Genomic DNA, 25,658 nt, shown 5'->3' on the forward strand with positions numbered 1-25,658 from the left:
GCGTGAGTGAGACGGGTGCGAACGGTACGGGCCCGCGCCGGGTACTGGTCCTCAACGGGCCCAACCTCGGCCGCCTCGGCTCCCGCGAACCCGACGTGTACGGCGCGACCTCCTACGCCGGTCTCGTCGAGACCTGCACGGCGCTGGGCGCGGAACTCGGCTTCGAGGTCGACGTCCGCGAGACCAACGACGAGGGCGAGATGATCCGCTGGCTGCACGAGGCCGCCGACGGCCGCCTGCCCGTGGTCATCAACCCCGGCGCCTTCACGCACTACTCGTACGGGATGCGGGACGCGGCGGCGCAGCGCACCGCGCCCCTGATCGAGGTGCACATCTCCAACCCGCACGCCCGCGAGGAGTTCCGGCACAACTCCGTCATCGCGGCCGTCGCCAGCGGTACGGTCGCGGGGTTCGGCATCGGCTCGTACCGCCTCGCGCTGCGCGCCCTCGCCGACGAGGCCGGCGAACTCGCAGGCTGACGGGGTACGCGGGCACGACGCGGGGGCCCGGGCCGTTCACACCGCGAGGGCCGGGGCGGGTACTCTCCGGTACCGGCCCGGCCCTCGCGGCCGCTTGACACGGCGCCAGACGCCCGCACGAGACGGAGTGCCACCGAGATGCAGTACGCAGTGGGGGCTCCGCAGCCCCCCGCCCCCGGGCAGGGCGCCGGCCCCGGCGGCCACGGGCACGCGTCCCACCCCGCACCGCCGCCGCCCGGCCCGGCCGCCGCGGGCACCGGCGGACCCGTACCGCCGCCCACCGCCCCGCCCCCCGCGCCCGTGGCACCGGCCGCCTCCGCGCCCGTACCGCCGACGCCTCGGACGAATCCCGCGTCGCCCCCTGTCCCTGCGTCCGCGCCGCCGGCCGCTTCCGCGCCCGTACCGCCGGCGCCTCCGACGAACCCCGCGCCTCCGGCGACACCCGCGCCCGCGCCTCCGCCCGTCCCCGCGCCCGCGCCGGGCGCGGCACCCGCGCCCGTACCGCCCGCCGCCCCCGCCCCGGCGGCCGCGCCCGGCTGGGAGAGGCGCCCCGGCGGGCCGCCCGCCGGCCATCAGCCGACCGAGGCGGGCGGCCAGGTGCGGCTGCCGGCCGGGGCGCCGGTGCCGGTGCCCGGGGCCGGTCCCGGTACGGCCGCGGCGGACGCGGCGCACGCCGCCGTGGCGGTGCTGCTGATCGGCCCGGCGGGCGCGGGCAAGACGACGGTGGCGCGCCACTGGGCGGACACCCGGCGCGTGCCGACCGCCCACATCAGCCTGGACGACGTCCGCGAATGGGTGCGGGCGGGCTTCGCCGACCCCCAGTCCGGCTGGAACGACCACTCCGAGGCCCAGTACCGGCTCGCGCGCCGCACGTGCGGCTTCGCGGCCCGTAACTTCCTCGCCAACGGCATCTCCTGCATCCTGGACGACGCCGTCTTCCCGGACCGCCCCGTCGTCGGCCTCGGCGGCTGGAAGCGCCATGTCGGCCCCGGCCTGCTCCCCGTCGTCCTGCTGCCCGGTCTGGAGGTCGTCCTGGAGCGCAACGCCGCCCGGTCCGGCAACCGCCGCCTCGGCGACGAGGAGGTCGCCCGCATCCACGGCCGGATGGCCGGCTGGTACGGCTCCGGGCTGCCGATCATCGACAACACCCAGCAGGACGTGGCGACCACCGCCCGCCTCCTGGACGACGTGGTGGCCCGCTCGCTGGCCTCGCCGCCGAGCTGGTAGCCGCCGCGCCCGCGGGCCCCGGTGCGCGCCGCCCGGTCGGACGCGCTGAACCGGCCGCCCCGGGCCGCTGATCGTAGGCTCGGCGCATGTCCGAGGTGTACGAGGCCCGACGCACCCGTCTGCGCGACCGGTGCGCCGCCGCCGGCAGCGAGTCCGCCCTGGTGTCCCGTCCCGCCAACGTCCGCTATCTGGCCGGCGGCGCGCCGCCCGGAGCGGTCCTCCTCCTCGGCCCGCCCGGCGGCGACCACGACCTCCTCATGTGCCCCCAGGACCCCTTCGGCGAGCCGCGGCCCGGCGGCCGGCCCGCGGAGGGGCTGCGGATCGCCGTGCTGCCCGCCCCGGACGCGGACCCCGCCGTCGCCGCCGCGGCCCGCGCCGCGGCAGCCCGCGCCGGCTCCCTCGCCGTCGAGGAGCACCATCTGAGCGTCGCCCAGTACCGGGCGGTGCGCTCGGTCGTACCGGGGGTGCGGCTCGCGGACCTCGGCCGCGCGGTGGAGCAGCAGCGGGTGGTCAAGGACGAGGAGGAGATCTCCTGCCTGCGCATCGCCGCGGAGATCACCGACCAGGCGCTCGGCGAACTCCTGGAGTCGATCCTGGTCGGCCGCACCGAGCGGCATCTGGCGCTGGAGCTGGAGCGCCGCCTCGTGGACCACGGCGCGGCCGGGCCGGCGTTCCCGACCTCCGTGGGCGCGGGGCCGAACTCGGGCTCGCCGGACCATCAGCCGACGGACCGCCGGGTGGAGGAGGGGGACTTCCTCAGCGTCCGGCTGGGGGCGGACTACGGCGGCTACCGCTGCGAGATCGGCCGTACGTTCGTCATCGGCACGTCCCCGGCGTCCTGGCAGATCGACCTGTACGAGCTGGTCTTCGCCGCGCAGCGGGCCGGCCGGGAGGCGCTCGCGCCGGGCGTGGCGTGCCGGGACGTGGACCGGGCGGCGCGCCAGGTGCTGCGGGCCGGCGGCCATGGCGAGGGGCTCGAAGCGCGCACCGGTCACGGGGTGGGACTCGAAATCGACGAGGACCCTCGGCTGGAGCCCGCGGCCATGGGTAAACTGGACGCTTGCGTGCCGGTCACCGTCGAACCGGGGGTTCACCTCCCGGGACGGGGTGGTGTCCGGATCGATGACACGCTCGTCGTCCGCTCCGAGGCGGACGGCGGCCCCGAGCTACTCACCATTACGACCAAGGAGCTGCTCGCGCTCTAGCGCGCGCCTCCTGGTCCCACCAGCTTCAGTCCAGGAGATTCCGCAACCGTGGCATCCACGAACGACCTCAAGAACGGCATGGTGCTCAAGCTCGACAGCGGCCAGCTCTGGTCCGTCGTCGAGTTCCAGCACGTCAAGCCCGGCAAGGGCCCCGCCTTTGTGCGCACCAAGCTGAAGCACGTGCTTTCCGGCAAGGTCGTCGACAAGACGTTCAACGCCGGCACCAAGGTCGAGACGGCCAATGTCGACAAGCGCGGCATGCAGTTCTCGTACAAGGACGGCGAAAACTTCGTCTTCATGGACATGGAGACCTACGACCAGATGTTCATCGCCCCGGAGGTGGTCGGCGACGCCGCGCGCTACCTCCTGGAGGGCTTCGAGGCCGTCGTCGCGGTGTACGAGGAGAACCCCCTCTACGTCGAGCTGCCGGCCTCCGTCGAGCTCGTCATCGAGCACACCGAGCCGGGTGTGCAGGGCGACCGCTCCACCGGCGGCTCCAAGCCGGCCAAGCTGGAGACCGGTTACGAGATCGCGGTTCCGCTCTTCATCACCACCGGTGAGAAGATCAAGGTCGACACCCGTTCCGGTGAGTACCTCGGTCGGGTGAACAGCTAACCGTGGCTGCCCGTAACAAGGCCCGCAAACGCGCCTTCCAGATCCTCTTCGAGGCCGATCAGCGCGGTACGTCCGTGCAGAACGTGCTCGCGGACTGGATACGGCACTCCCGCTCGGACGACCGGCAGCCGCCGGTCACCGAGTACACGATGCAGCTCGTCGAGGGGTACGCGGAGTTCGCGCCCCGGATCGACGAGCTGATCGCCACCTACGCGGTCGACTGGACGCTCGACCGGATGCCGGTGGTCGACCGGAACATCCTGCGGCTCGGCACGTACGAGCTGGTCTGGGAGGACGGGACGCCGGACGCGGTGGTGATCGACGAGGCGGTGCAGCTCGCCAAGGAGTTCTCCACCGACGATTCGCCCGCGTTCGTCAATGGTCTTCTCGGCCGTCTCAAGGAGCTCAAGCCGAGCCTGCGGCGCGATACGCGGTAGAGCGGCAGCACACGCAGGACCGCCGCCCTCGGCGGAACCTTGGAAGGGGTTCCGCCGAGGGCGGCGGCACGTTTCTGCAGTGATGTGGCGAGGCGTTCGATGCCGTGGGGGCTTCAGAGGTCCTCGTGCTGCACGGCGCGGCGCGCGTCGGCGTCGAGCACGCCCCAGCTGATGAGCTGCTCGGTCAGCACCGAGGGCGACTGGTCGTAGATGACGGCGAGGGTGCGCAGGTCGTCCTGGCGGATCGAGAGCACCTTGCCGTTGTAGTCGCCGCGCTGGCTCTGGATCGTGGCCGCGTACCGCTGGAGGGGGCCGGCCTTCTCGGCGGGCACGTGGGCCAGCCGCTCCAGGTCGAGCACCAGCTTCGGCGGGGGCTCGGCGGCGCCGCCGGGCGTCGTGCCGGGCAGCAGCTCCTGCACCGGGACGCCGTAGAAGTCGGCCAGCTCGGCCAGGCGCTGCACGGTGACTGCTCGGTCGCCACGCTCGTACGAACCGACCACCACGGCCTTCCAGCGGCCCTGGGACTTCTCCTCGACGCCGTGCAGCGAGAGGCCCTGCTGGGTGCGGATGGCGCGAAGCTTGGCTCCGAGCTGTTTGGCGTATTCGCTGGACATAAAGCTCCCCGGACGAAGACTGGTAACTCACTGTGAGGTTACGCAGCGTAATCTCACTTCGTCAAGCCGAACGGTCCATGCCGTCCCCCGTCAGGGGTGTTGACGGGCGTCCCGTACGACCCTGGTACCGTGAATGGCGTAAACCCGACGTCCTTTAAGGTCCGTCCCGTGAGGCGGAGAAGGAGGTCCGTTTCCCATGGACACCAAGAGCCCGGACCCCGGTCCGGAACCGGCACGGCCCGTGCTGGAAGCCCCGGACATCGCGCGGGTCCTCACCCGCATCGCCCACGAGATCGTCGAACGCGCCAAGGGCGCCGACGACGTGGTGCTGCTCGGCATCCCCACCCGCGGCGTCTTCCTCGCCGGCCGGCTGGCCGCCAAGCTGGAGGAGATCACCGGCCGGACGATGCCCGTCGGCTCCCTCGACATCACCATGTACCGCGACGACCTGCGGCTCCGCCCGGCCCGCGCCCTCGCCCGCACCGAGATCCCCGGTGACGGCGTCGACGGCCGCCTGGTGATCCTCGTCGACGACGTGCTCTTCTCCGGCCGTACGATCCGCGCCGCCCTCGACGCGCTCGGCGACATCGGCCGGCCGCGCGCCGTCCAGCTCGCGGTCCTCGTCGACCGCGGCCACCGCGAGCTCCCGATCCGCGCCGACTACGTCGGCAAGAACCTCCCCACGTCGCTGCGGGAGACGGTCAAGGTCCAGCTCACCGAGGAGGACGGCCGCGACAGCGTGCTCCTCGGCGTCAAGCCCACCGCCCAGGCCGGCGGCGAGCGGTAGCGCGGACGCACCCCCACGGACCCGGCGCGGCCGGTGCCCGTGGCTCCGTCTGCCTGCCTGCCCTGCGGGCATCCACGCACCTCTTCAGCACCCACGGAGTACCCGGATGAATCGTCACCTCATCTCGGCCGCCGACCTCACCCGCGACGACGCCGTACTGTTCCTCGACACCGCCGAGGAGATGGCCCGGGTCGCGGACCGGCCGATCAAGAAGCTGCCCACCCTGCGCGGCCGGACCGTCGTCAACCTCTTCTTCGAGGACTCGACCCGCACCCGCATCTCCTTCGAGGCCGCCGCCAAGCGGCTCTCCGCCGACGTCATCAACTTCTCCGCCAAGGGGTCCTCGGTCTCCAAGGGCGAGTCGCTCAAGGACACCGCGCTGACCCTGGAGGCGATGGGCGCCGACGCCGTCGTCATCCGCCACCACGACTCCGGCGCCCCGCACCGCCTCGCCACCTCCGGCTGGATCGGCGGCTCCGTCGTCAACGCCGGCGACGGCACGCACGAGCACCCCACCCAGGCGCTGCTCGACGCCTTCACCATGCGCCGGCACCTGGCGGGCGCGGCCGACGGCGGCCCGACCCACCACCGGGGGCCGGGCGACGGCACCGGCCGGGACCTCGCCGGGCGGCGCATCACGATCGTCGGGGACATCCTGCACAGCCGCGTCGCCCGCTCCAACGTCCACCTGCTGACGACGCTCGGCGCCCACGTCACGCTCGTCGCGCCGCCCACACTCGTCCCGATCGGCGTCGGACAGTGGCCCTGCGAGGTCTCCTACGACCTCGACGCCGTGCTGCCCAAGTCCGACGCCGTGATGATGCTGCGGGTGCAGCGCGAGCGGATGAACGCCGCGTTCTTCCCCACCGAGCGCGAGTACGCGCGCCGCTACGGGCTCCACGGCGAGCGGATGGCCAAGATGCCCGACCACGCCATCGTCATGCACCCCGGCCCGATGAACCGCGGCATGGAGATCACCGCCGAGGTCGCCGACTCCGTCCGCTGCACAGCGGTCGAGCAGGTCGCCAATGGCGTCTCCATCCGCATGGCCGTCCTGTACCTGCTGCTCGGCGGCGCGGCCTTCGGCTCCACGCCCGCGCCCGCCCCTTCGACCACCGCACGCACCGAGGAGAACACATGACCATGAGCAAGATCCTTATCCGCGGTGCGCGCCCCCTCGGCGGCGAGCCGCGGGACGTCCTGATCGACGCCGGGACCATCGCGGCCGTCGGCCCCGCCCTGGAGGCCGCCGACGCCCAGATCGTCGAGGCCGACGGGCAGATCCTGCTGCCCGGCCTCGTCGACCTCCACACGCATCTGCGCGAGCCCGGCCGCGAGGACTCCGAGACCGTCCTGACCGGCACGAAGGCCGCCGCCGTCGGCGGCTTCACCGCCGTGCACGCCATGGCCAACACCTTCCCCGTGGCCGACACGGCGGGCGTCGTCGAACAGGTCTGGCGGCTCGGCAAGGAGTCCGGCTACTGCGACGTGCAGCCGGTCGGCGCCGTCACCGTCGGCCTCGCGGGCAAGCAGCTCGCCGAGCTCGGCGCGATGCACGACAGCGCCGCGGGCGTGCGGGTCTTCTCCGACGACGGGAAGTGCGTGGACGACGCGGTGATCATGCGCCGCGCGCTGGAGTACGTGAAGGCGTTCGACGGCGTCGTCGCCCAGCACGCGCAGGAGCCCCGGCTCACCGAGGGCGCCCAGATGAACGAGGGCGCCGTCTCCGCGGAGCTGGGCCTCGGCGGCTGGCCCGCCGTCGCCGAGGAGTCGATCATCGCCCGCGATGTGCTGCTCGCCGCGCACGTCGGCTCGCGCGTGCACATCTGCCACCTCTCCACGGCCGGCTCCGTCGAGATCGTGCGCTGGGCCAAGTCCAAGGGCTGGCATGTCACCGCCGAGGTCACCCCGCACCACCTCCTGCTGACCGACGAGCTCGTACGGTCGTACAACCCGGTCTACAAGGTGAACCCGCCGCTGCGCACCGAGGCCGACGTGCTGGCCCTGCGCGAGGCGCTCGCCGACGGCACCATCGACTGCGTCGCCACCGACCACGCCCCGCACCCGCACGAGGACAAGGACTGCGAGTGGGGCGCCGCGGCCATGGGCATGGTCGGCCTGGAGACCGCGCTCTCCGTCGTCCAGCACACGATGGTCGACACCGGCCTCCTCGACTGGCCGGGCGTCGCCGACCGGATGTCCGCGCGCCCCGCGGCCATCGGCCGGCTCCGTGGCCACGGCCGCCCCATCGCCGTCGGGGAGCCCGCCAATCTCACCCTGCTCGATTCCGCTTACCGTGGAGCGGTGGACCCCGCGGGCTTCGCCTCCCGCAGCCGCAACACCCCCTACGAGGGCCGCGAGCTGCCGGGGCGCGTCACCCACACCTTCCTGCGGGGCCGGGCAACGGTCATGGACGGGAAGCTGACGTGAGACTTTCGACAATCCTCGCCGCGGAGCAGAAGTCGCAGGAGGTCACCGACTGGGCCGGCCGGATCGGCTGGGTCGTCGGGCTGCTGCTCTTCATCGCGCTCGTCTACTGGCTGATGCGCGAGGGCTGGAAGTGGCGCGGCTCCCTCCAGGGCGACCTGCCCGAGCTGCCGGCGGCCCCCGAGGCGCCGGGCGAGGCGCGGCTGGCCATGACCGGCCGCTACCACGGCTCGACCACGGCCGGCCAGTGGCTCGACCGCATCGTCGCCCGGGGCCTGGGCACCCGCAGCCGCGTCGAGCTGACCCTGACCGACGCCGGGCTGGACGTCGTACGCCCCGGGGCGCAGGACTTCTTCATCCCCGCGGACCGGCTGCGTGGCGCCCGGCTCGACAAGGGCATCGCCGGCAAGGTCCTCGCCGAGGGCGGTCTGCTGATCGTCACCTGGGAGCACGGCGGCAAGGAGCTCGACTCCGGCTTCCGCTCCGACCGGGCCGACGAGCACCCGGCCTGGACCGAGGCCATCAACACCATGATCAACGCAACGGAAGGCACCGCACGATGACGACCTCCAAGCCGGGGAACGCCTCGCAGAGGCGAGGGGCGGCCCCCGCCGTACTCGTCCTGGAGGACGGCCGCAGCTTCCGCGGCCGCGCCTACGGGGCCGTGGGGGAGACCTTCGGCGAAGCGGTCTTCAACACCGGCATGACCGGCTACCAGGAAACGCTCACGGACCCCTCGTACCACCGCCAGGTCGTCGTCATGACCGCCCCGCACATCGGCAACACCGGGGTCAACGACGAGGACGACGAGTCCCGGCGGATCTGGGTCGCCGGCTATGTGGTGCGCGACCCCGCCCGTACGCCGTCCAACTGGCGCTCCCGGCGCACGCTGGACGAGGAGCTGGCCCGGCAGGGCGTCGTCGGGATCTGCGGCGTCGACACCCGCGCCCTCACCCGCCACCTGCGCGAGCGCGGCGCCATGCGGGTCGGCATCTTCTCCGGCGAGAGCGTCGCGGACGAGGCGGCGCTGCTCGCCCGGGTCCGCGAGGCGCCCCAGATGACCGGGGCCGACCTGGCCGCCGAGGTCGCGACCGAGGAGCCGTACGTCGTCCCGGCGATCGGCGCCAAGAAGTTCACGGTCGCCGCCGTCGACCTGGGCATCAAGGGCATGACCCCGCACCGGATGGCCGAGCGCGGCATCGAGGTGCACGTGCTGCCCGCGACCGCCACCGCCGAGGAGCTGTACGCGACCGCCCCCGACGGCGTGTTCCTCTCCAACGGGCCGGGCGACCCGGCCACCGCGGACCTGAGCCTCGTCCAGGAGGTGCTGGCCCGGCGGACCCCGCTCTTCGGCATCTGCTTCGGCAACCAGATCCTGGGCCGCGCGCTGGGCTTCGGCACGTACAAGCTGGGCTACGGCCACCGCGGCATCAACCAGCCGGTGCAGGACCGCGCCACCGGCAAGGTCGAGATCACCGCGCACAACCACGGCTTCGCCGTCGACGCGCCGCTCGACGCGGTCTCCGAGACCCCCTACGGCCGCGCCGAGGTCTCCCACGTCTGTCTCAACGACGGCGTGGTCGAGGGCCTGCGCCTGCTCGACCGGCCGGCCTTCAGCGTCCAGTACCACCCCGAGGCAGCAGCCGGGCCGCACGACGCGGCCTACCTGTTCGACCGCTTCGTCCAGCTCATGGAGGGCCAGCGTGCCTAAGCGCTCCGATATCCAGTCCGTCCTGGTCATCGGCTCCGGCCCGATCGTCATCGGCCAGGCCGCGGAGTTCGACTACTCCGGTACCCAGGCGTGCCGCGTGCTCAAGGCCGAGGGCCTGCGCGTCATCCTGGTCAACTCCAACCCGGCCACGATCATGACCGACCCGGAGATCGCCGACGCCACGTACGTCGAGCCGATCACCCCCGAGTTCGTCGAGAAGATCATCGCCAAGGAGCGCCCCGACGCGCTGCTGCCCACCCTCGGCGGCCAGACGGCGCTCAACACCGCGATCTCCCTGCACGAGGCCGGCACGCTCCAGGCGTACGGCGTCGAGCTGATCGGCGCCAACGTCGAGGCGATCAACAAGGGCGAGGACCGCGACCTGTTCAAGGGCGTCGTCGAGGCCGTCAACGCCAAGATCGGCCACGGCGAGTCGGCCCGCTCCGTGATCTGCCACTCCATGGACGACGTCCTCGCGGGCGTCGACCAGCTCGGCGGCTACCCCGTCGTCGTCCGCCCCTCCTTCACCATGGGCGGCGCGGGGTCCGGCTTCGCGCACGACGAGGACGAGCTGCGCCGCATCGCGGGCCAGGGGCTCACGCTCTCGCCGACCACCGAGGTGCTCCTGGAGGAGTCCATCCTCGGCTGGAAGGAGTACGAGCTGGAGCTGATGCGCGACCGCAACGACAACGTGGTGGTCGTCTGCTCCATCGAGAACTTCGACCCGATGGGCGTGCACACCGGCGACTCGATCACCGTCGCCCCGGCCATGACCCTCACCGACCGCGAGTACCAGCGGCTGCGGGACATCGGCATCGCGATCATCCGCGAGGTCGGCGTCGACACCGGCGGCTGCAACATCCAGTTCGCGGTCAACCCCGAAGACGGCCGCGTCATCGTCATCGAGATGAACCCGCGCGTCTCCCGCTCCTCGGCGCTGGCCTCGAAGGCGACCGGCTTCCCGATCGCGAAGATCGCGGCCCGGCTCGCCGTCGGCTACACGCTGGACGAGATCCCCAACGACATCACCGAGAAGACCCCGGCGTCCTTCGAGCCCACGCTCGACTACGTCGTGGTCAAGGTGCCCCGCTTCGCGTTCGAGAAGTTCCCGGCCGCCGACGCCACCCTCACCACCACCATGAAGTCGGTGGGCGAGGCCATGGCGATCGGCCGCAACTTCACCGAGGCGCTGAACAAGGCGCTGCGCTCGCTGGAGAAGAAGGGCTCGCAGTTCGACTTCGCCGCCGTGCCCGGCGCCATCGGCGAGAAGGCGGAGCTGCTGGAGAAGGCGCGCGTCCCCACCGACGGCCGGATCAACACCGTCATGCGGGCCATCCGCGCCGGCGCCACGCAGCGCGAGATCTTCGACGCCACCAAGATCGACCCGTGGTTCGTCGACCAGCTCTTCCTGATCAGCGAGGTCGCCGACGAGATCGCGGCGGCCGAGAAGCTGGAGCCGGAGATCCTCGGCGAGGCCAAGCGGCACGGCTTCTCCGACGCCCAGATCGCGGCGATCCGCGGGCTGAACGAGGACGTCGTGCGCGAGGTGCGGCACGCGCTGGGCGTACGGCCGGTTTACAAGACGGTCGACACCTGCGCGGCCGAGTTCGCCGCCCGTACGCCGTACTTCTACTCCTCCTACGACGAGGAGAGCGAGGTCGCGCCGCGCGAGCGGCCCGCCGTGATCATCCTGGGCTCGGGGCCCAACCGGATCGGCCAGGGCATCGAGTTCGACTACTCCTGCGTGCACGCCTCCTTCGCGCTGTCCGCCGCCGGGTACGAGACCGTGATGGTCAACTGCAACCCGGAGACCGTCTCCACCGACTACGACACCTCCGACCGGCTCTACTTCGAGCCGCTCACCCTGGAGGACGTCCTGGAGATCGTCCACGCGGAGACGCAGGCCGGCCCGGTCGCGGGCGTCGTCGTCCAGCTCGGCGGCCAGACCCCGCTGGGCCTGGCCCAGGCGCTCAAGGACAACGGCGTGCCGATCGTGGGCACCTCGCCGGAGGCCATCGACCTCGCCGAGGAGCGCGGCGCGTTCGGCCGGGTGCTGACCGAGGCCGGGCTGCCCGCGCCGAAGTACGGCACCGCCTTCTCCTTCGCGGAGGCGAAGGACATCGCCGCCGAGATCGGCTACCCGGTCATGGTCCGCCCCAGCTACGTACTGGGCGGGCGCGGCATGGAGATCGTCTACGACGAGCCGTCCCTGGGCGCGTACCTGGAGCGCCACGCGGGCCTGATCGACCAGCACCCGGTCCTCATCGACCGGTTCCTCGACGACGCCATCGAGATCGACGTGGACGCGCTCTACGACGGCCACGAGCTCTACCTCGGCGGCGTCATGGAGCACATCGAGGAGGCCGGCATCCACTCCGGCGACTCCGCGTGCGCGCTGCCCCCGATCACCCTCGGCGGCTACGACATCAAGCGGCTGCGGAACTCCACCGAGGCCATCGCCAAGGGCGTCGGCGTGCGCGGGCTGATCAACATCCAGTTCGCGATGGCCGGGGACATCCTCTACGTCCTCGAAGCCAACCCGCGCGCCTCCCGCACGGTCCCCTTCACCTCGAAGGCGACCGCCGTGCCGCTGGCCAAGGCCGCCGCCCGCATCTCGCTGGGCGCGACCGTCGCCGAGCTGCGCGCGGAGGGCATGCTCCCGAAGACCGGGGACGGCGGCACGCTGCCGCTGGACGCGCCGATCTCCGTCAAGGAGGCCGTGCTGCCCTGGTCGCGGTTCCGGGACGCCTCCGGGCGCGGCGTGGACACCGTCCTCGGCCCGGAGATGCGCTCCACCGGCGAGGTCATGGGCATCGACTCGGTCTTCGGCACCGCGTACGCGAAGTCGCAGGCGGGCGCGTACGGTGCGCTGCCCACCAAGGGCCGCGCCTTCGTCTCCGTCGCCAACCGCGACAAGCGCTCGATGATCTTCCCGGCCCGTGAGCTGGTCGCGCACGGCTTCGAACTGCTCGCCACCTCCGGCACGGCCGAGGTGCTGCGGCGCAACGGCATCAACGCCACCGTCGTGCGCAAGCAGAGCGAGGGTGAGGGGCCCAACGGCGAGAAGACGATCGTCCAGCTCATCCACGACGGCCAGGTCGACCTGATCGTCAACACCCCGTACGGCACCGGCGGCCGGCTCGACGGCTACGACATCCGCACGGCCGCCGTGGCCCGCGGCGTACCCTGCCTGACCACGGTGCAGGCGCTGGCCGCCGCCGTGCAGGGCATCGAGGCGCTGACCCGCGGCGACGTCGGGGTGCGCTCCCTCCAGGACCACGCGGAACATCTGATCGCGGCTCGCGAGGCGTAGCGCGCGGGAGGGGGACACCGGCCGGTGTCCCCCTTCTTCGCGAGCCCCCCTCTTCGCGAGACCTGCTCTCCGCGCGAGATCCGCTCTCTTCGCGAGGCCCGCCCAGCCCTATGCCCAGAAGGCCCGATATGTACCGAATCTTCTTCCAACTGATCTTCCGCCGCATGGACCCGGAGGCCGCCCACCACCTCGCCTTCGGCTGGATCCGCTCCGCCGCCCGCGTTCCCGTCCTGCGCACCCTCCTCGCCGCCCTCCTCGCCCCCCGCCACAAGGCGCTGCGCGTCGAGGCCCTGGGCCGCCGGATGCACGGCCCCTTCGGCCTCGCCGCCGGCTTCGACAAGAACGCCGTCGCCGTCGACGGCATGACGATGCTCGGCTTCGACCACGTCGAGATCGGCACCGTCACCGCCGAGCCGCAGCCCGGCAACCCCAAGAAGCGCCTCTTCCGCCTCGTGGGGGATCGCGCGCTGATCAACCGCATGGGGTTCAACAACGAGGGCTCCGCGGCCGTCTCCGCCCGCCTCGCGGCCCGCAACCCCGTCTTCCGGACCACCGTCGGCGTCAACATCGGCAAGACCAAGGCGGTCCCCGAAGAGGGCGCGATCGCCGACTACGTCACCTCCACCGAACGGCTCGCCGCCCACGCCGACTACCTCGTCGTCAACGTCAGCTCGCCGAACACCCCCGGCCTGCGCGACCTCCAGGCCGTCGGCCACCTGCGCCCGCTGCTCACCGCCGTCCGCGAGGCCGCCGACCGCACCGTGCCCGGCCGCCGCGTCCCCCTCCTCGTCAAGATCGCCCCCGACCTCGCCGACGAGGACGTGGACGCCGTCGCCGACCTCGCCCTCGAACTCGGCCTCGACGGCATCATCGCCACCAACACCACCATCGCCCGCGACGGCCTCGGCCTGACCTCCGAACCCTCGCTGACCAAGGAGACCGGCGGCCTCTCCGGACAGCCCCTCAAAGCCCGCTCCCTGGAGGTCCTGCGCCGCCTGTACGCCCGCGTGGGCGACCGGATCACCCTCATAGGGGTCGGCGGCATCGAGAGCCCCGACGACGCCTGGGAGCGCATCCTCGCCGGCGCCACCCTCGTCCAGGGCTACAGCGGCTTCATCTACCAGGGCCCCTTCTGGTGCCGCGCCCTCCACCGCGGCCTCGCCCAGCGCCTCGCCGCCAGCCCGTACGCCACCCTCGCCGACGCCGTCGGCGCCGAGCACCGGAAGTGACCGCATGACCACCACCGCACCGGAACCCTTCGGAGCCCGCCTGCGCCGCGTTATGGACGAGCGCGGCCCGCTCTGCGTCGGCATCGACCCGCACCCCTCGCTCCTCGCCGACTGGGGGCTCGGCGACGACATCGCCGGGCTGGAGACCTTCACCCGTACGGCCGTGGCGGCGCTCGCCGACCGCGTCGCCGTCCTCAAGCCGCAGTCCGCCTTCTTCGAACGCTTCGGCTCGCGCGGCATCGCCGTCCTGGAACGCGCCGTCGCCGACGCCCGCGCCGCCGGCGCCCTGGTCCTCATGGACGCCAAGCGCGGCGACATCGGCTCCACCATGGCCGCGTACGCCGCCGCCTACCTCGACCCGGCGAGCCCGCTCTTCTCGGACGCCGTCACCCTCAGCCCGTACCTCGGCTACGGCTCGCTGCGCCCGGCCCTGGACCTGGCCCGCGAGAGCGGCGCGGGCGTCTTCGTGCTCGCGCTCACCTCCAACCCGGAGGGCGCCGAGGTCCAGCACGCCGTACGGGCCGACGGCGCGAGCGTCGCCGCCACGGTCCTCGGCCGCCTCCGGGAGGAGAACGCGGGCGCGGCGCCCATGGGCTCGTACGGCGCCGTCGTCGGCGCGACGCTGGGCGACACGCTCGGCGCGAACGGCGTGGACCCGGCCATCAACGGCCCGCTGCTCGCCCCCGGCATCGGCGCGCAGGGCGCGACCCCCGCCGACCTTCCGAGGGTCTTCGGCGCGGCCGTGCGCAACGTCGTCCCGAGCGTCAGCCGGGGGGTGCTGCGGCACGGCCCGGACCCGGCCGGACTGCGTGCTTCCGCCGTCCGCTTCGCCGAAGAAGTACGCGCCGCGGTCGGCTGACGTCAAAATTGTTGGTTGTTATGTCCGGAAAAGTACTGGTCGAGCGAGTCTGACCAGGAGTTTTCACCTGTTCTCGCTGACTGGAGCGGGATCGGCCGCTAGTCTCCGACGAGAGCGAACGTGCAAGCGCGTTGCTCGTTGCTCCGTAGGTGTGGGGCGACTAGGTTCCTCACCGGTCCGTATCCGACAGTTCGACATCCGAGGTGACGTAGGCGTGGCTCTTCCGCCCCTTACCCCTGAACAGCGCGCAGCCGCGCTAGAAAAGGCCGCCGCGGCTCGCCGGGAGCGCGCCGAGGTCAAGAATCGACTCAAGCACTCCGGCGCCTCGCTGCATGACGTCATCGAGCAGGGACAGAAGAACGACGTCATCGGCAAGATGAAGGTCTCAGCCCTGCTTGAGTCGCTCCCCGGCGTGGGCAAGGTCCGCGCCAAGCAGATCATGGAGCGACTCGGCATCTCCGAAAGCCGCCGTGTCCGCGGTCTCGGCACCAACCAGATCGCCGCCCTGGAGCGCGAGTTCGGCGGCAAGGCGGCCTGACGTTTCCAGGCACTGCTGGGAACCGGGATAATCGCTGCATGAGTACACCAGTCTCCCGGGGGACGGCCCCCGTCCCTCCGGCCAGACGTCCGCGGCTGACCGTGCTCTCCGGCCCCTCCGGGGTCGGCAAGAGCACGGTCGTCGCGCATATGCGCAAGGTCCACCCCGAGGTATGGCTCTCGGTCTCCGCCACCACCCGCAAGCCGCGGCCCGGCGAGCGGGACGGGGTCCAGTACTTCTTCGTGGAGGACGAGGAGTTCGACAAGCTCATCGCAAATGGTGAGCTGCTGGAATGGGCCGAGTTCGCGGGCAACCGCTACGGCACCCCCCGGCAAGCGGTCCTGGACCGGCTGGAGGCGGGCGAGCCCGTCCTCCTGGAGATCGACCTCCAGGGCGCGCGGCTGGTCCGCGAGTCGATGCCCGACGCCCGGCTGACCTTCCTGGCCCCGCCGAGCTGGGACGAGCTGGTGCGCCGGCTCACCGGCCGGGGCACGGAGCCGCCCGAGGTCATCGAGCGCCGGCTGGCCGCCGCCAAGGTGGAGCTGGCCGCCGAGGCCGAGTTCGACACCACCCTTGTCAACACCTCCGTCGAGGACGTGGCCCGTGAGCTGCTAGCCTTGATGCTGAATGACTCCGGGGAGTGACCCCGGCCACTCTGGGGGATGACCCCCGCAGTACGACGCAGCGGAAGGCAGAGCGTGTCCTCTTCTATGACCGCGCCCGAGGGCATCATCAACCCGCCGATTGATGAGCTGCTTGAGGCAACCGACTCGAAGTACAGCCTCGTGATCTACGCCGCCAAGCGCGCGCGCCAGATCAACGCGTACTACTCGCAGCTCGGCGAGGGCCTGCTGGAGTACGTCGGCCCGCTGGTGGACACGCACGTCCACGAGAAGCCGCTGTCGATCGCGCTTCGCGAGATCAACGCGGGCCTGCTGACCTCGGAGGCCATCGAGGCCCCGGCGCAGTAAGCCAGAACCTCCCGTCCACGGGCCCGGCAGCGCGGCTGCCGGGCCCGTGGTGTGTCATGGGTACCTGCGGGAGCCTGCACGCGGCAGGCGGTACAGCGCGATACACCTGAGAACGCGGGAAGAAGCGAGAGCCGTGGAAGCTATGGATGCGTCGGACAAGCCCAAGGTCGTCCTGGGGGTGGGCGGCGGCATCGCCGCCTACAAGGCGTGCGAGCTGCTGCGCCGTCTCACCGAGTCGGGCCACTCGGTACGGGTCGTGCCGACCGCCTCGGCGCTGCACTTCGTCGGCGAGGCCACCTGGTCCGGGCTGTCGGGCAACCCCGTCTCCACCGAGGTGTGGGACGCGGTCCACGAGGTGCCGCACGTACGCATCGGTCAGGGCGCCGACCTCGTGGTCGTCGCCCCCGCCACCGCCGACCTGCTCGCCAAGGCCGCCCACGGCCTCGCCGACGACCTGCTGACCAACACGCTCCTCACCGCCCGCTGCCCGGTCGTCTTCGCGCCCGCCATGCACACCGAGATGTGGGAGCACCCGGCGACCCAGGAGAACGTCGCGACCCTGCGCCGGCGCGGCGCCCTCGTCATCGAGCCCGCCGTGGGTCGGCTCACCGGCGTCGACACCGGCAAGGGCCGCCTCCCCGACCCGGCGGAGATCTTCGAGGTGTGCCGCGGCGTCCTGGCGCGGGGTGCGGAGGTGGCGCGCGGCTCGGAGGGGGCGGGCGGTTCGGGGGCAGCCCGGGGCTCGGGGGCGGTGCGCGGCTCGGGGGTGGCAGGCGGCTTGGGGGCTGCTCGCGGCGATCTCGCGGGCCGTCATGTGGTCGTCTCGGCCGGCGGTACCCGCGAGCCGCTGGACCCGGTGCGCTTCCTCGGCAACCGCTCCTCCGGCAAGCAGGGCTACGCCCTCGCCCGTACGGCCGTGGCGCGCGGCGCCCGGGTGACGCTCATCGCGGCCAATTCGGCGCTGCCCGACCCCGCCGGGGCCGACGTGGTGCGGGTCGGCACGGCGCTGGAGCTGCGGGAGGCGGTGCTTGGGGCCGCCGTGGACGCCGATGCAGTAGTGATGGCCGCGGCGGTAGCCGATTTTCGGCCAGTTCAGTACGCCCAGGGGAAGATCAAAAAGAAGGACGGGGAGGAGCCCGCCCCGATCAACCTCACCCGTAATCCGGACATTTTGGCGGAGATCTCCGCGTCACGGGCGCGTCCGGGACAGATCATCGTCGGTTTCGCCGCCGAAACCGACGACGTCCTCGCCAACGGCCGCGCGAAACTCGCCCGAAAAGGCTGTGACCTGCTCGTTGTCAACGAAGTCGGGGAACGTCGCACTTTCGGCTCCGAGCAGAACGAGGCCGTCGTCCTCGCCGCCGACGGAACCGAGACTTCCGTGCCGTACGGGCCCAAAGAGGCGCTGGCCGACACGGTGTGGAGCCTGGTCGCACCCCGTCTGGCCTGAGCGGATCGCGCGTCGTTCGAGGGTGTCGCAGGTCACGACGTTCCCATAGACCGAGACGCGATGCCCGGCTCGGGAGAAGGGCCGGATAAACTGGCCCCGGATCGGCGTCGGGCGCAGCCCCCGACCGGTCCGTCAATGATCAGCCAGCAGCCGCTGCAACCCCAGGGAGCGATGTGTCCCGCCGCCTGTTCACCTCGGAGTCCGTGACCGAGGGTCACCCCGACAAGATCGCTGACCAGATCAGCGACACGATCCTCGACGCTCTCCTCAAGGAGGACCCGTCCTCGCGGGTCGCCGTTGAGACGTTGATCACCACCGGCCAGGTACACGTGGCCGGCGAGGTGACGACGAAGGCATACGCGCCGATCGCCACGCTCGTGCGCAACAAGATCCTCGACATCGGGTACGACTCGTCCAAGAAGGGCTTCGACGGAGCCTCCTGCGGCGTGTCCGTATCCATCGGCGCCCAGTCCCCGGACATCGCGCAGGGCGTCGACGACGCCTACGAGAAGCGGGTCGGGGGCGCCGCCGACGGCGACGCGCTCGACCAGCAGGGCGCCGGCGACCAGGGCCTGATGTTCGGCTACGCCTGCGACGAGACGCCCGAGCTGATGCCGCTGCCCATCAACCTGGCGCACCGGCTCTCCCGCCGCCTCTCGGAGGTCCGCAAGAACGGGACCATTCCGTACCTGCGCCCCGACGGCAAGACGCAGGTGACCATCGAGTACGACGGCCACAAGGCCGTCCGCCTCGACACCGTCGTCGTCTCCTCCCAGCACGCCTCGGACATCGACCTGGACTCGCTGCTGGCACCGGACATCCGGGAGTTCGTGGTCGAGCACGTCCTGGGCGAGCTGCTGCAGGACGGCATCAAGCTCGACACCGAGGGCTACCGCCTGCTGGTGAACCCCACCGGGCGCTTCGAGATCGGCGGCCCGATGGGCGACGCCGGCCTCACCGGCCGGAAGATCATCATCGACACCTACGGCGGCATGTCCCGCCACGGCGGCGGCGCCTTCTCCGGCAAGGACCCGTCCAAGGTCGACCGCTCGGCCGCGTACGCCATGCGCTGGGTCGCCAAGAACGTCGTCGCCGCCGGCCTCGCCTCGCGCTGCGAGGTCCAGGTCGCGTACGCGATCGGCAAGGCCGAGCCGGTGGGCCTGTTCGTGGAGACCTTCGGCACGGCGACCGTGGACGTGGAGAAGATCGAGACGGCCATCACGGACGTCTTCGACCTCCGCCCCGCCGCGATCATCCGCGACCTCGACCTGCTGCGCCCGATCTACACGCAGACCGCCGCGTACGGGCACTTCGGACGCGAGCTCCCGGACTTCACGTGGGAGCGCACGGACCGCGTGGACGCGCTGCGCCGGGCGGCGGGGCTGTAGGTCCACTGCCGTCTGTCATCTGCTGTCCGCCTCGCCCCGCCGATCGTCTTGATCGGCGGGGCGAGGTGCTGTGTGGGGCTACCGCTCGGAGCTACCGCTTGGGGCACTTCTTCCAGGCGAAGTGGTAGAGGGTGTTGATGCTGCCGTCGGTGGAGTCCATCGCCATGTAGCTGGTGAGCGCGGGGTCCGCGTTCTTGGCGTCGACCCGCAGCTCGGTGTTGATGTTGAAGTAGCGCTGCTCGCCGCAGGGCGCGTAGACGCGCGCGTCGAGGTCGGTCTCGTCCGAGGTCTGCCAGTTGCCGTCGTACGGACCGGCGAACCGGTGGCTCAGCCGGGCCGTCTGCTGGGAGCCCTGGAAGTAGTACCCGGCCTGCTCCAGACCGGTCGCCTTGGCCGCGAGTGAGGCGTAGCCGCGGTAGTCGGCGCGGGCGATCGCGTACGTGAAGCCCTGCGGCACATGCACGTCCAGCGCGATCTGACAGTTCTTGCGGCCGTCGGTCGGCTTGCTGTCCTTGCCCGCCTGGGCGAGGTATTCGCTGTACGTCACGGTGAACGCCGTGTTGTCCGGAGCCACGGCCACCTTCGCGCTGCCGGGCCGGCACCCGGACCCGTTGACCGTGGCCACCGTAATCGTGATCTTGCCGGTCGGCGGCGGCACATCGTCATCACCGCCACGCGCCGCCGACGAGGGGGCGGCCGAACCGATGAGGACCAACGCCGCCGCGACGGCACCAACACCCAAGGTGCGGAACATGGGCTCTTCCTTCCGATCGTCCCGCCGCCCCGCACGGGGCGGGGCGGCAGGAGGGGACTGCGAGGGAATGGCGAGGGCATGTCAGCACGAGGATCATGAATCGGACCCCGCCCGCTCCGAGAGTCGGTGCGAAACTACGCCTTGATTCAGCCGGTGGGCGGCGGGGGATTTCTGGGGGGTTGGGGTGGGGGGCCTTCGTTCCCCGGCTCCCCGGCGCCCGGCTCGCCGCCGTCCGGTCCCCCGCCTTCCGGCCCCCCGCCTTCCGGCCCCCCGCCTTCCGGCTCGCCGCCGTCCGACTCCTGATCGCGTGGCTTCTCGTGAGCCGGATCTCCATAACCCGGCGGGGGCGCCGGGGCGTCGAAGCGGCGGCGGACCTCGTCGGCGGCATCGGGCGCGTTCGCCGCGTCGAGGTCGTTCGCGATCCGCCGGGCGAACAACGCGCGCTCGGCGGCGTCCTCCGCCATGCCGGCCTCGTCCATCAGCCGGTTCAGCAGGTGCGACACGCCCGTGTCGCCCGACGGCTCGTCGCCGGCGAAGTCGTCGTCCGGGAAGGGGCCGTCGGCCGGTGGCGGCTCCTCGAAGGGGCCCGGCCACATTCCGCCGAACCGCGGTTCCGGCTCGGGACGTGAGCCGGGCACCAGCCGCTGGAAGGGCTCGGGGACGTCCTGGTTGTTGGCCGCCGAGGTGAGCTGGGCGAGCGGGCCGATGAGGTTCACGGTCTTCTCGACCTCGTCCTCGTTACGCGCCATCCACCACACCACCGCGCTGCCGGTGTCCTTGAGCACGTCCTTTCCCAAGTACTCGCGCTTGTTGCGCTCCCAGTTGCGCTCGTGTTCCCAGACGTCCTCGTCCTTGCGCACGGCGGAGAGCTTGGTCAGCCGCTCGGCGTCGGTGTCGCAGAGGCGGAGCACGACGTTCTCCGCCATGGCCTCCACTCGGCACGTCGGATCGGGACGCATCGTGCCGAGCACGCCGTTGAGCTGGTACTGGGCGAGTGAACTGCGGTGCGGGGGCTGGAGGACCGTGACGTGCCGGGCCCGTTCCAGCACCGACTCGATCGCCAGCGCGCCCGCGTTGACGTGCGGGGCGTCGGCCGGGGCGTCCAGCGGACACCAGCGGACGGTGGCGGAGAAGAGGAAGTCGTAGTCGTCCACCCCGCTCGGCAGCGCGATCCCCGAAACGGCCTGCTCCCAGCGCTCCGCCCACGGAATCGGCCAATCCGGCTCCAGCGCGTGCTCCGGCGGAACCGGCCCGCGGGGGCGAGGGCCGGCCGCGAGGGCGAGACCCGCCCCGACCAGCAGGGCCGCGGCGGCCACCACCCACGCCCACCGGGGCCACTGCACGGTCAGCCCGACAATGACGAGGATCAGCCCGACGATGACGGTGACGAAGAACGTCATGGTCTTGTGGCCAGAACTCATAGCGCGGCCTCCCGCGTCCGAATCAACTGAGTTTTCCCCGACACGTTCACGTGCCGAGGGGGAGGGGCTCGACGCCCTGCGCTTCGTCGAGCGCGCGGTCGAAGCGGGATACGAGTGCGGCGCGCTGCGGGGCCGCGTACGCCCAGTCCCGGAAGGCGACATGAAGCCTGCCCGCCGCCCCGGGGCTGCGGGCGCCCGCCCTGGCGAGGACGTCCATCAGCCGCTCGCCCCGGCCTTCCACCAGGGCATCGGCCGCCGCCAGCCAGCGGCAGGCGGGCTCGCGCCATTCCTCGTGCGAGCGGTACCCGAAGATGTCGGCCCAGCCGGTGACCAGGCGCTCGCGCGCGGCGACGCTGGAGTAGAGGGCCCGGGAGCGGGCGGCGTGGTCGGCGAGCGCGTAGAAGGCGGTGGCGTCCCGCGGCCACTTGCCGGGCTCCAGCCGGTCGAGGAGCAGACGGAACAGCCGGCCGTCGCCTGCGGCGAGGGCGAGCAGGGCATCGAGGGCCGGGTTGTCCTTCGCCGGTTTCTCGCGTCGGGCGAGGTGGTGCAGGCGGACGAGGGCCTGGTCGGGGTGGGTCATGGCCATCGTCTCGAAGCAGACGACCACGAGTGCGCGCCGCCGCACCATCGGTAGGTACGGGTCCTTGGACCAGGTGTAGATCGCCTTTCGGAAAGCACGGCCGTGGCGTTCGTGACGGAGCCCCTCCGCGAGGAGCTGGGCCGCGTCGGGCATGAGTCGGCCCTGGTCACCGTTGTGCTGCGTCCAATGTTCGGCTAGCTCCAACACGTCCTCGGGGCGGTCGGTGCGGAGGCACTGCTCGGCGAAGCGGGGGATCAGCTCGGCGCGCTCGTCGTCGGTGAGCGCACCGCGCTGAACACAGCCCCCGACCCAGTTGCGGAACGAGTCCCGCAGATCAGGGCAGTAGGTCCAGAAGTGGGCGCGGACCGCCTTGTCGTAGTCGGGAGTGAGGAAGCGGACGCGGCCATCGGTCCGCGTTTCGGCCTTGATGGCCTTGAACTGCTCGGTGAGGTCGGTGCGTTCCAGCCGTGGTTGCTCGTCGGGCGGGTGGTTGATGGCCTTCAGCAACTCTTCGGTGGCGTGGAACACCGTGGCCGGGGTGCGTTCATGGAGCATCGCGAGCGAGAGGGAGAGCGCCCGACGCCGTCCGTCCAGCGAGGCGATGAAGGCGGCGACTTCGGGCGTACGGTCGCTGACGAGGGCGAGGGCGCGCGAACACCACTGGGGGAACCCGTCGGGCCGATCGGAGCAGCCGTCCCGTTGTTCCCGGATGGAGCGCGCCAGTTCGGCGATGTCCTGTAAGCGGGTGCGGAGCAGATAGTCGGGTAATTCGGGGACGGTGTTCAGCTCGGAGGGTGAGGGCGTGATGCCGTCGAGCCGCAAGTACCGCATCAGTACGTCCCGGCCGCGCGGCCGCAGGATCTGGACGGTGAACTGCCCGGGGCCGCCTTGCTGGAGGTAGCGGAGGCCGTACGGCAGCACCACCACGAGCCGCGCGTCCTTCTGCCGCACCACGTCCCGGAACGCGGAAAGCTCGCTCTGCACGGCGAGGTAGTGTGTCTCGTCGCTGTTCGAGAGGTCCAGTAGAAGGCGGTCGCCTTCGCCGACCACCGAGGCATCCAGGGCCCGGGAGCCCTCGTCATCGGAGGTGTCGGGGAGCTCGTGGAGACTGCCCGTGCCGCCGGGTGACCGATGCAGCAGCATCAGCGCCGCTGCCCGTCGGCCGCTGCCCGGCTGCCCGTCGAGCAGGACAGTGCTGTGATCGCGAAGCATGTCGCGGGCCTTGCCATACCGTTCGGGTTCGGTGAAGCGCCTGTCGAGCCATTCGCGTTCGTCCTGGGCCACGGCGAGCCGGTCGCGATTTCGCCGGCCCACCCGCGAAGCCGCCTGAAAGTAGAAGTTGTTGAGCTGCTGGCCTTCACCCGTGTTGGTGGGCCCGTGGGCCTGGTTGACGTAAGTTGCGAGGGACTCCAGCATCGGGTCGGTCATCAGCGGTCACCGTCCTCTTCGCGACGGGAGGAGCCGAACTGGTAGCGGATCTCCCCTTGATTGTCGTAGCTGGTTCCGTGGCCGTTGTAATGAGGGTTGTTGACCTGCGACCCGGGGCCCGTGTTGAGCGGACCGTTCGAGTCCTGCACGTACGTGCCGAGCTCACCCTGGAAATTACCGATTCCGCCACGCTGTCCGGTGTTGTTCACGGACGGTCCCGCAGGCTCCTGCGCCTTCTTCTTACGCGCGTCGGGACGCCTGTCCAGCGCGGCCAGCTCCGGTACCCGCCGGACCAGCCGGTCACCGAGCCGGGTGAGGTCGGTAGTGGACGTCCGTTGCGAAAACCGCTCGAACTGGCACTCCGCCAGCCTGGACAGCGACCTCGGCAACCGTCGGGGATCGAGCTGTTCCGTCTTCCGTTCGAGCAGTACCGGTACGACCAGCACCCCGCACTCGAATGCGGTCTCCAGTTCACGGCGCACCCAGTCCGCGGGGTTGTTCAGCGCCCTGCGCCCCCTCCGCTTCGGGTCGGGGACATCGAGCCAGTCCGGGCCGATGAGCGCCAGCAGGACGCTGCTGCGCCGTACCTTGTTGTCGAGCGTCTCGACGTAATTGGAGCCCAACTCGATGGAGCCTCCCGCGAGGAATGCGCTGTCCTCCCCGAACCGCTCTTCCAGCACCCGCTTGAATTCGTACGCGATCGGCTTGGCGCCCATGACGCGGAAATTGATGAATATCTCGTGCATGATGTGCGGTCCTCTCAGAGAGACGAATGGGTCACCAGGCTCGACAGCTCCGGGGCCAGCCCCCGCACCGCCGCATTGCGCGGGTAGCGCCCCAGCACCCGCGCCAGCCGTCGCAGATCCGCCGTGATCGTCGCGGAGCGCACCAGGTCGACGGCGTCGAGGAGGCCGCGCGTCACGGCGCACGCCTGCTCGATCTCGCCGGCTGCGGCGTGGGCGAGAGCCCGCCGCACGCCGTACCGCGACCGGGTGCGCAGCGCGTCGGCGGGGAGGCGGGCGGTCTCCCGGTCGAGGGCCTCGGCGGCGCGGCGCGGGTGGCCGAGTTCGTACAGGCACCAGCCGGTGAACATCGAGACCACGTCGGGCAGGTGGGACGCGCCGATCACCGGCGAGGACGGGTCCGCGGCGTCGAGGGCGAGCAGGTCGCGGGACCGGTCCAGGCTGCGCATGCAGGCGTCGTGATCACCGGCCACGGCGTGGCTCTGGGCGAGGTGCTGCGCCGCCAGGCCGCGGATGCGGGGCGGGGCGGCGCTGGTCAGGGCGTGGTCGGCGAGGCGGATGGCCGTGGCCGTGTCGCCGCGGAAGAGGCTGACGAGCGAGCGGCGCACGAGCGCGTAGACGGCGAGTTCGTTGTCGCCGCCGGCGGTCGCGAGGTCGACGGCCCGGGCGGTCCACCACAGTGCGGAGTCGTCGTTGCCGGACTCCTGGGCCATCCAGCCCGCGTACTCCGCGTACCGGGAGGCGAGCACCAGCAGTTCTCGCCGAGTGGCCGGGCCGGAGCGGGCGGCTTGCTGTTCGAGGCTGTGGGTCTGGGCTATGAGCGGGGGAAGGACGCCGCCGGGGCCCGAGAGCTGGCCGAGTCGGCGGAACTGGTCGAACATCGCCCGGTGGGCGTCGACCAGGGTCGTCGCCCCGGTGTCGGTGGCGATCTGTACGCCGCCGACGCCCATGGCGAGAACCGAGACGGCTCCCGCCGTGAGGACTCGGCGGCGGTTCATCGGGCGGAACGAGCCCGTTCCGTCTTTGCCCAAGCGCATGAGCCACACCTCATCGTCGTGATGTGCGTTGTCGTGGTGCGCGTCGTCGTGACGCGGACCGTTGTGACGCGGGTCGGAACCCGGCCGGCCGGTCATCGCGGGCCGGTCGGGGACCAGGGCGGCGAGCGCGCCCCCGGCCCCGAGCGCGGTGTCGCAGAGCCGTGACAGCTCCGGCGTGGGGCGCTTGAGCCCCCGTTCCACCTTGCTCAGTTGCGCCTTGCTGTAGTGCACCGACTGGCCGAGCCGCTCCAGGGACCACTCCGCGGCCAGGCGCCGTCTGCGCAGCTCCCGCCCGAACTCGTACGGCTGCTCCGGCATTTCACCCTCCGTACTCCACGCGCCGGGCAGGCGTTCGCCGCGAGTAGCGTGCGACAGGCCGACCGGCGGAACAAGGCGAATGGGGACGTTTCCCGTTTCCCGTTCAGATTGCCGTTCGGGGCTTTCC

General features: G+C 71.7%; 24 protein-coding genes. 18 read left to right on the plus strand and 6 right to left on the minus strand.

Features of this window, described 5'->3' with window-relative positions; all coding sequences use genetic code 11:
- Positions 1-2: 2 nt before the first annotated feature.
- The 5 genes from aroQ (at position 3) to nusB (ending at position 3,963) form a co-directional block, all read left to right on the plus strand.
- Positions 3-479, plus strand: coding sequence for a type II 3-dehydroquinate dehydratase (gene aroQ / locus IF55_RS01245; protein WP_048831439.1), 477 nt, complete (start codon positions 3-5; stop codon positions 477-479).
- 300 nt (positions 480-779) lie between these two features.
- A complete protein-coding gene (locus IF55_RS01250; protein WP_078643461.1) occupies positions 780-1,706 on the plus strand; it encodes an AAA family ATPase in 927 nt (308 codons plus the stop codon).
- Between the two features lie 86 nt (positions 1,707-1,792).
- Positions 1,793-2,911 carry an aminopeptidase P family protein gene (locus tag IF55_RS01255; RefSeq protein ID WP_030879708.1) on the plus strand — a complete coding sequence of 373 codons (1,119 nt, stop codon included), beginning with the start codon at positions 1,793-1,795 and terminating at the stop codon, positions 2,909-2,911.
- 48 nt (positions 2,912-2,959) lie between these two features.
- Complete coding sequence (gene efp, locus IF55_RS01260) at positions 2,960-3,526, plus strand: elongation factor P (protein ID WP_030879710.1); 567 nt, start codon at positions 2,960-2,962, stop codon at positions 3,524-3,526.
- A gap of 2 nt (positions 3,527-3,528) precedes the next feature.
- Positions 3,529-3,963: a transcription antitermination factor NusB gene (gene nusB, locus IF55_RS01265; RefSeq protein WP_030879713.1), complete on the plus strand. Its 435-nt coding sequence runs from the start codon at positions 3,529-3,531 to the stop codon at positions 3,961-3,963.
- A gap of 113 nt (positions 3,964-4,076) precedes the next feature.
- Here nusB and bldD read toward each other — a convergent pair whose 3' ends face one another.
- Positions 4,077-4,577 (minus strand): transcriptional regulator BldD, encoded by a 501-nt coding sequence (bldD, locus tag IF55_RS01270; protein ID WP_030879716.1) that lies wholly within the window; start codon positions 4,575-4,577, stop codon positions 4,077-4,079.
- A 196-nt stretch (positions 4,578-4,773) separates the two neighbouring features.
- Here bldD and pyrR point away from each other — a divergent pair, with 196 nt between their 5' ends.
- From pyrR to metK, 13 genes are all read left to right on the plus strand, one after another.
- The gene (gene pyrR / locus IF55_RS01275) at positions 4,774-5,364 is read left to right on the plus strand and encodes a bifunctional pyr operon transcriptional regulator/uracil phosphoribosyltransferase PyrR (protein ID WP_030879719.1); all 591 of its coding nucleotides are present in this window, start codon (positions 4,774-4,776) and stop codon (positions 5,362-5,364) included.
- A 106-nt stretch (positions 5,365-5,470) separates the two neighbouring features.
- Entirely contained in the window at positions 5,471-6,505 is a 1,035-nt protein-coding gene (locus IF55_RS01280) for an aspartate carbamoyltransferase catalytic subunit (protein WP_030879721.1), read from the plus strand.
- 2 nt (positions 6,506-6,507) lie between these two features.
- On the plus strand, positions 6,508-7,794 hold the full coding sequence (locus IF55_RS01285) for a dihydroorotase (protein WP_030879723.1): 1,287 nt from the start codon (positions 6,508-6,510) through the stop codon (positions 7,792-7,794).
- Complete coding sequence (locus IF55_RS01290) at positions 7,791-8,354, plus strand: PH-like domain-containing protein (RefSeq protein ID WP_030879724.1); 564 nt, start codon at positions 7,791-7,793, stop codon at positions 8,352-8,354. The genes IF55_RS01285 and IF55_RS01290 overlap by 4 nt, the downstream gene beginning before the upstream one ends.
- A complete protein-coding gene (gene carA / locus IF55_RS01295) occupies positions 8,351-9,502 on the plus strand; it encodes a glutamine-hydrolyzing carbamoyl-phosphate synthase small subunit (protein ID WP_030879726.1) in 1,152 nt (383 codons plus the stop codon). The genes IF55_RS01290 and carA overlap by 4 nt, the downstream gene beginning before the upstream one ends.
- The gene (gene carB / locus IF55_RS01300) at positions 9,495-12,815 is read left to right on the plus strand and encodes a carbamoyl-phosphate synthase large subunit (protein ID WP_030879728.1); all 3,321 of its coding nucleotides are present in this window, start codon (positions 9,495-9,497) and stop codon (positions 12,813-12,815) included. Before carA ends, carB begins: the two co-directional genes overlap by 8 nt.
- A 128-nt stretch (positions 12,816-12,943) precedes the next feature.
- Positions 12,944-14,044 (plus strand): quinone-dependent dihydroorotate dehydrogenase, encoded by a 1,101-nt coding sequence (locus tag IF55_RS01305; protein ID WP_030879730.1) that lies wholly within the window; start codon positions 12,944-12,946, stop codon positions 14,042-14,044.
- 4 nt (positions 14,045-14,048) lie between these two features.
- Positions 14,049-14,903 carry an orotidine-5'-phosphate decarboxylase gene (gene pyrF, locus IF55_RS01310; protein WP_030879733.1) on the plus strand — a complete coding sequence of 285 codons (855 nt, stop codon included), beginning with the start codon at positions 14,049-14,051 and terminating at the stop codon, positions 14,901-14,903.
- A gap of 214 nt (positions 14,904-15,117) precedes the next feature.
- Positions 15,118-15,441, plus strand: a complete 324-nt coding sequence (locus tag IF55_RS01315; protein ID WP_030879735.1) for an integration host factor — start codon at positions 15,118-15,120, stop codon at positions 15,439-15,441.
- Positions 15,442-15,479: 38 nt separating this feature from the next.
- On the plus strand, positions 15,480-16,085 hold the full coding sequence (gene gmk / locus IF55_RS01320) for a guanylate kinase (RefSeq protein ID WP_078643344.1): 606 nt from the start codon (positions 15,480-15,482) through the stop codon (positions 16,083-16,085).
- A 54-nt stretch (positions 16,086-16,139) separates the two neighbouring features.
- On the plus strand, positions 16,140-16,412 hold the full coding sequence (gene rpoZ / locus IF55_RS01325; protein WP_030879741.1) for a DNA-directed RNA polymerase subunit omega: 273 nt from the start codon (positions 16,140-16,142) through the stop codon (positions 16,410-16,412).
- A 142-nt stretch (positions 16,413-16,554) separates the two neighbouring features.
- Entirely contained in the window at positions 16,555-17,862 is a 1,308-nt protein-coding gene (locus IF55_RS01330; RefSeq protein WP_030879744.1) for a bifunctional phosphopantothenoylcysteine decarboxylase/phosphopantothenate synthase, read from the plus strand.
- A gap of 173 nt (positions 17,863-18,035) precedes the next feature.
- Complete coding sequence (gene metK / locus IF55_RS01335; RefSeq protein WP_030879746.1) at positions 18,036-19,250, plus strand: methionine adenosyltransferase; 1,215 nt, start codon at positions 18,036-18,038, stop codon at positions 19,248-19,250.
- A 91-nt stretch (positions 19,251-19,341) separates the two neighbouring features.
- On the opposite strand, the gene IF55_RS01340 is transcribed toward metK, so the two are convergent.
- The 5 genes from IF55_RS01340 to IF55_RS01360 form a co-directional block, all read right to left on the minus strand.
- A complete protein-coding gene (locus IF55_RS01340; RefSeq protein ID WP_030879749.1) occupies positions 19,342-20,004 on the minus strand; it encodes a DUF4360 domain-containing protein in 663 nt (220 codons plus the stop codon).
- Between the two features lie 146 nt (positions 20,005-20,150).
- On the minus strand, positions 20,151-21,425 hold the full coding sequence (locus tag IF55_RS35870; protein ID WP_211269923.1) for a hypothetical protein: 1,275 nt from the start codon (positions 21,423-21,425) through the stop codon (positions 20,151-20,153).
- A 46-nt stretch (positions 21,426-21,471) separates the two neighbouring features.
- Positions 21,472-23,433, minus strand: a complete 1,962-nt coding sequence (locus tag IF55_RS01350) for a hypothetical protein (protein WP_048831395.1) — start codon at positions 23,431-23,433, stop codon at positions 21,472-21,474.
- Positions 23,433-24,179 carry a toll/interleukin-1 receptor domain-containing protein gene (locus tag IF55_RS01355; protein ID WP_051776150.1) on the minus strand — a complete coding sequence of 249 codons (747 nt, stop codon included), beginning with the start codon at positions 24,177-24,179 and terminating at the stop codon, positions 23,433-23,435. Before IF55_RS01355 ends, IF55_RS01350 begins: the two co-directional genes overlap by 1 nt.
- 14 nt (positions 24,180-24,193) lie before the next feature.
- On the minus strand, positions 24,194-25,531 hold the full coding sequence (locus IF55_RS01360; protein WP_030881475.1) for an NsdA family TPR-like regulatory protein: 1,338 nt from the start codon (positions 25,529-25,531) through the stop codon (positions 24,194-24,196).
- Positions 25,532-25,658: the final 127 nt, after the last annotated feature.

It is taken from the genome of Streptomyces varsoviensis (assembly GCF_000718635.1).
GTDB lineage: Bacteria > Actinomycetota > Actinomycetes > Streptomycetales > Streptomycetaceae > Streptomyces > Streptomyces varsoviensis.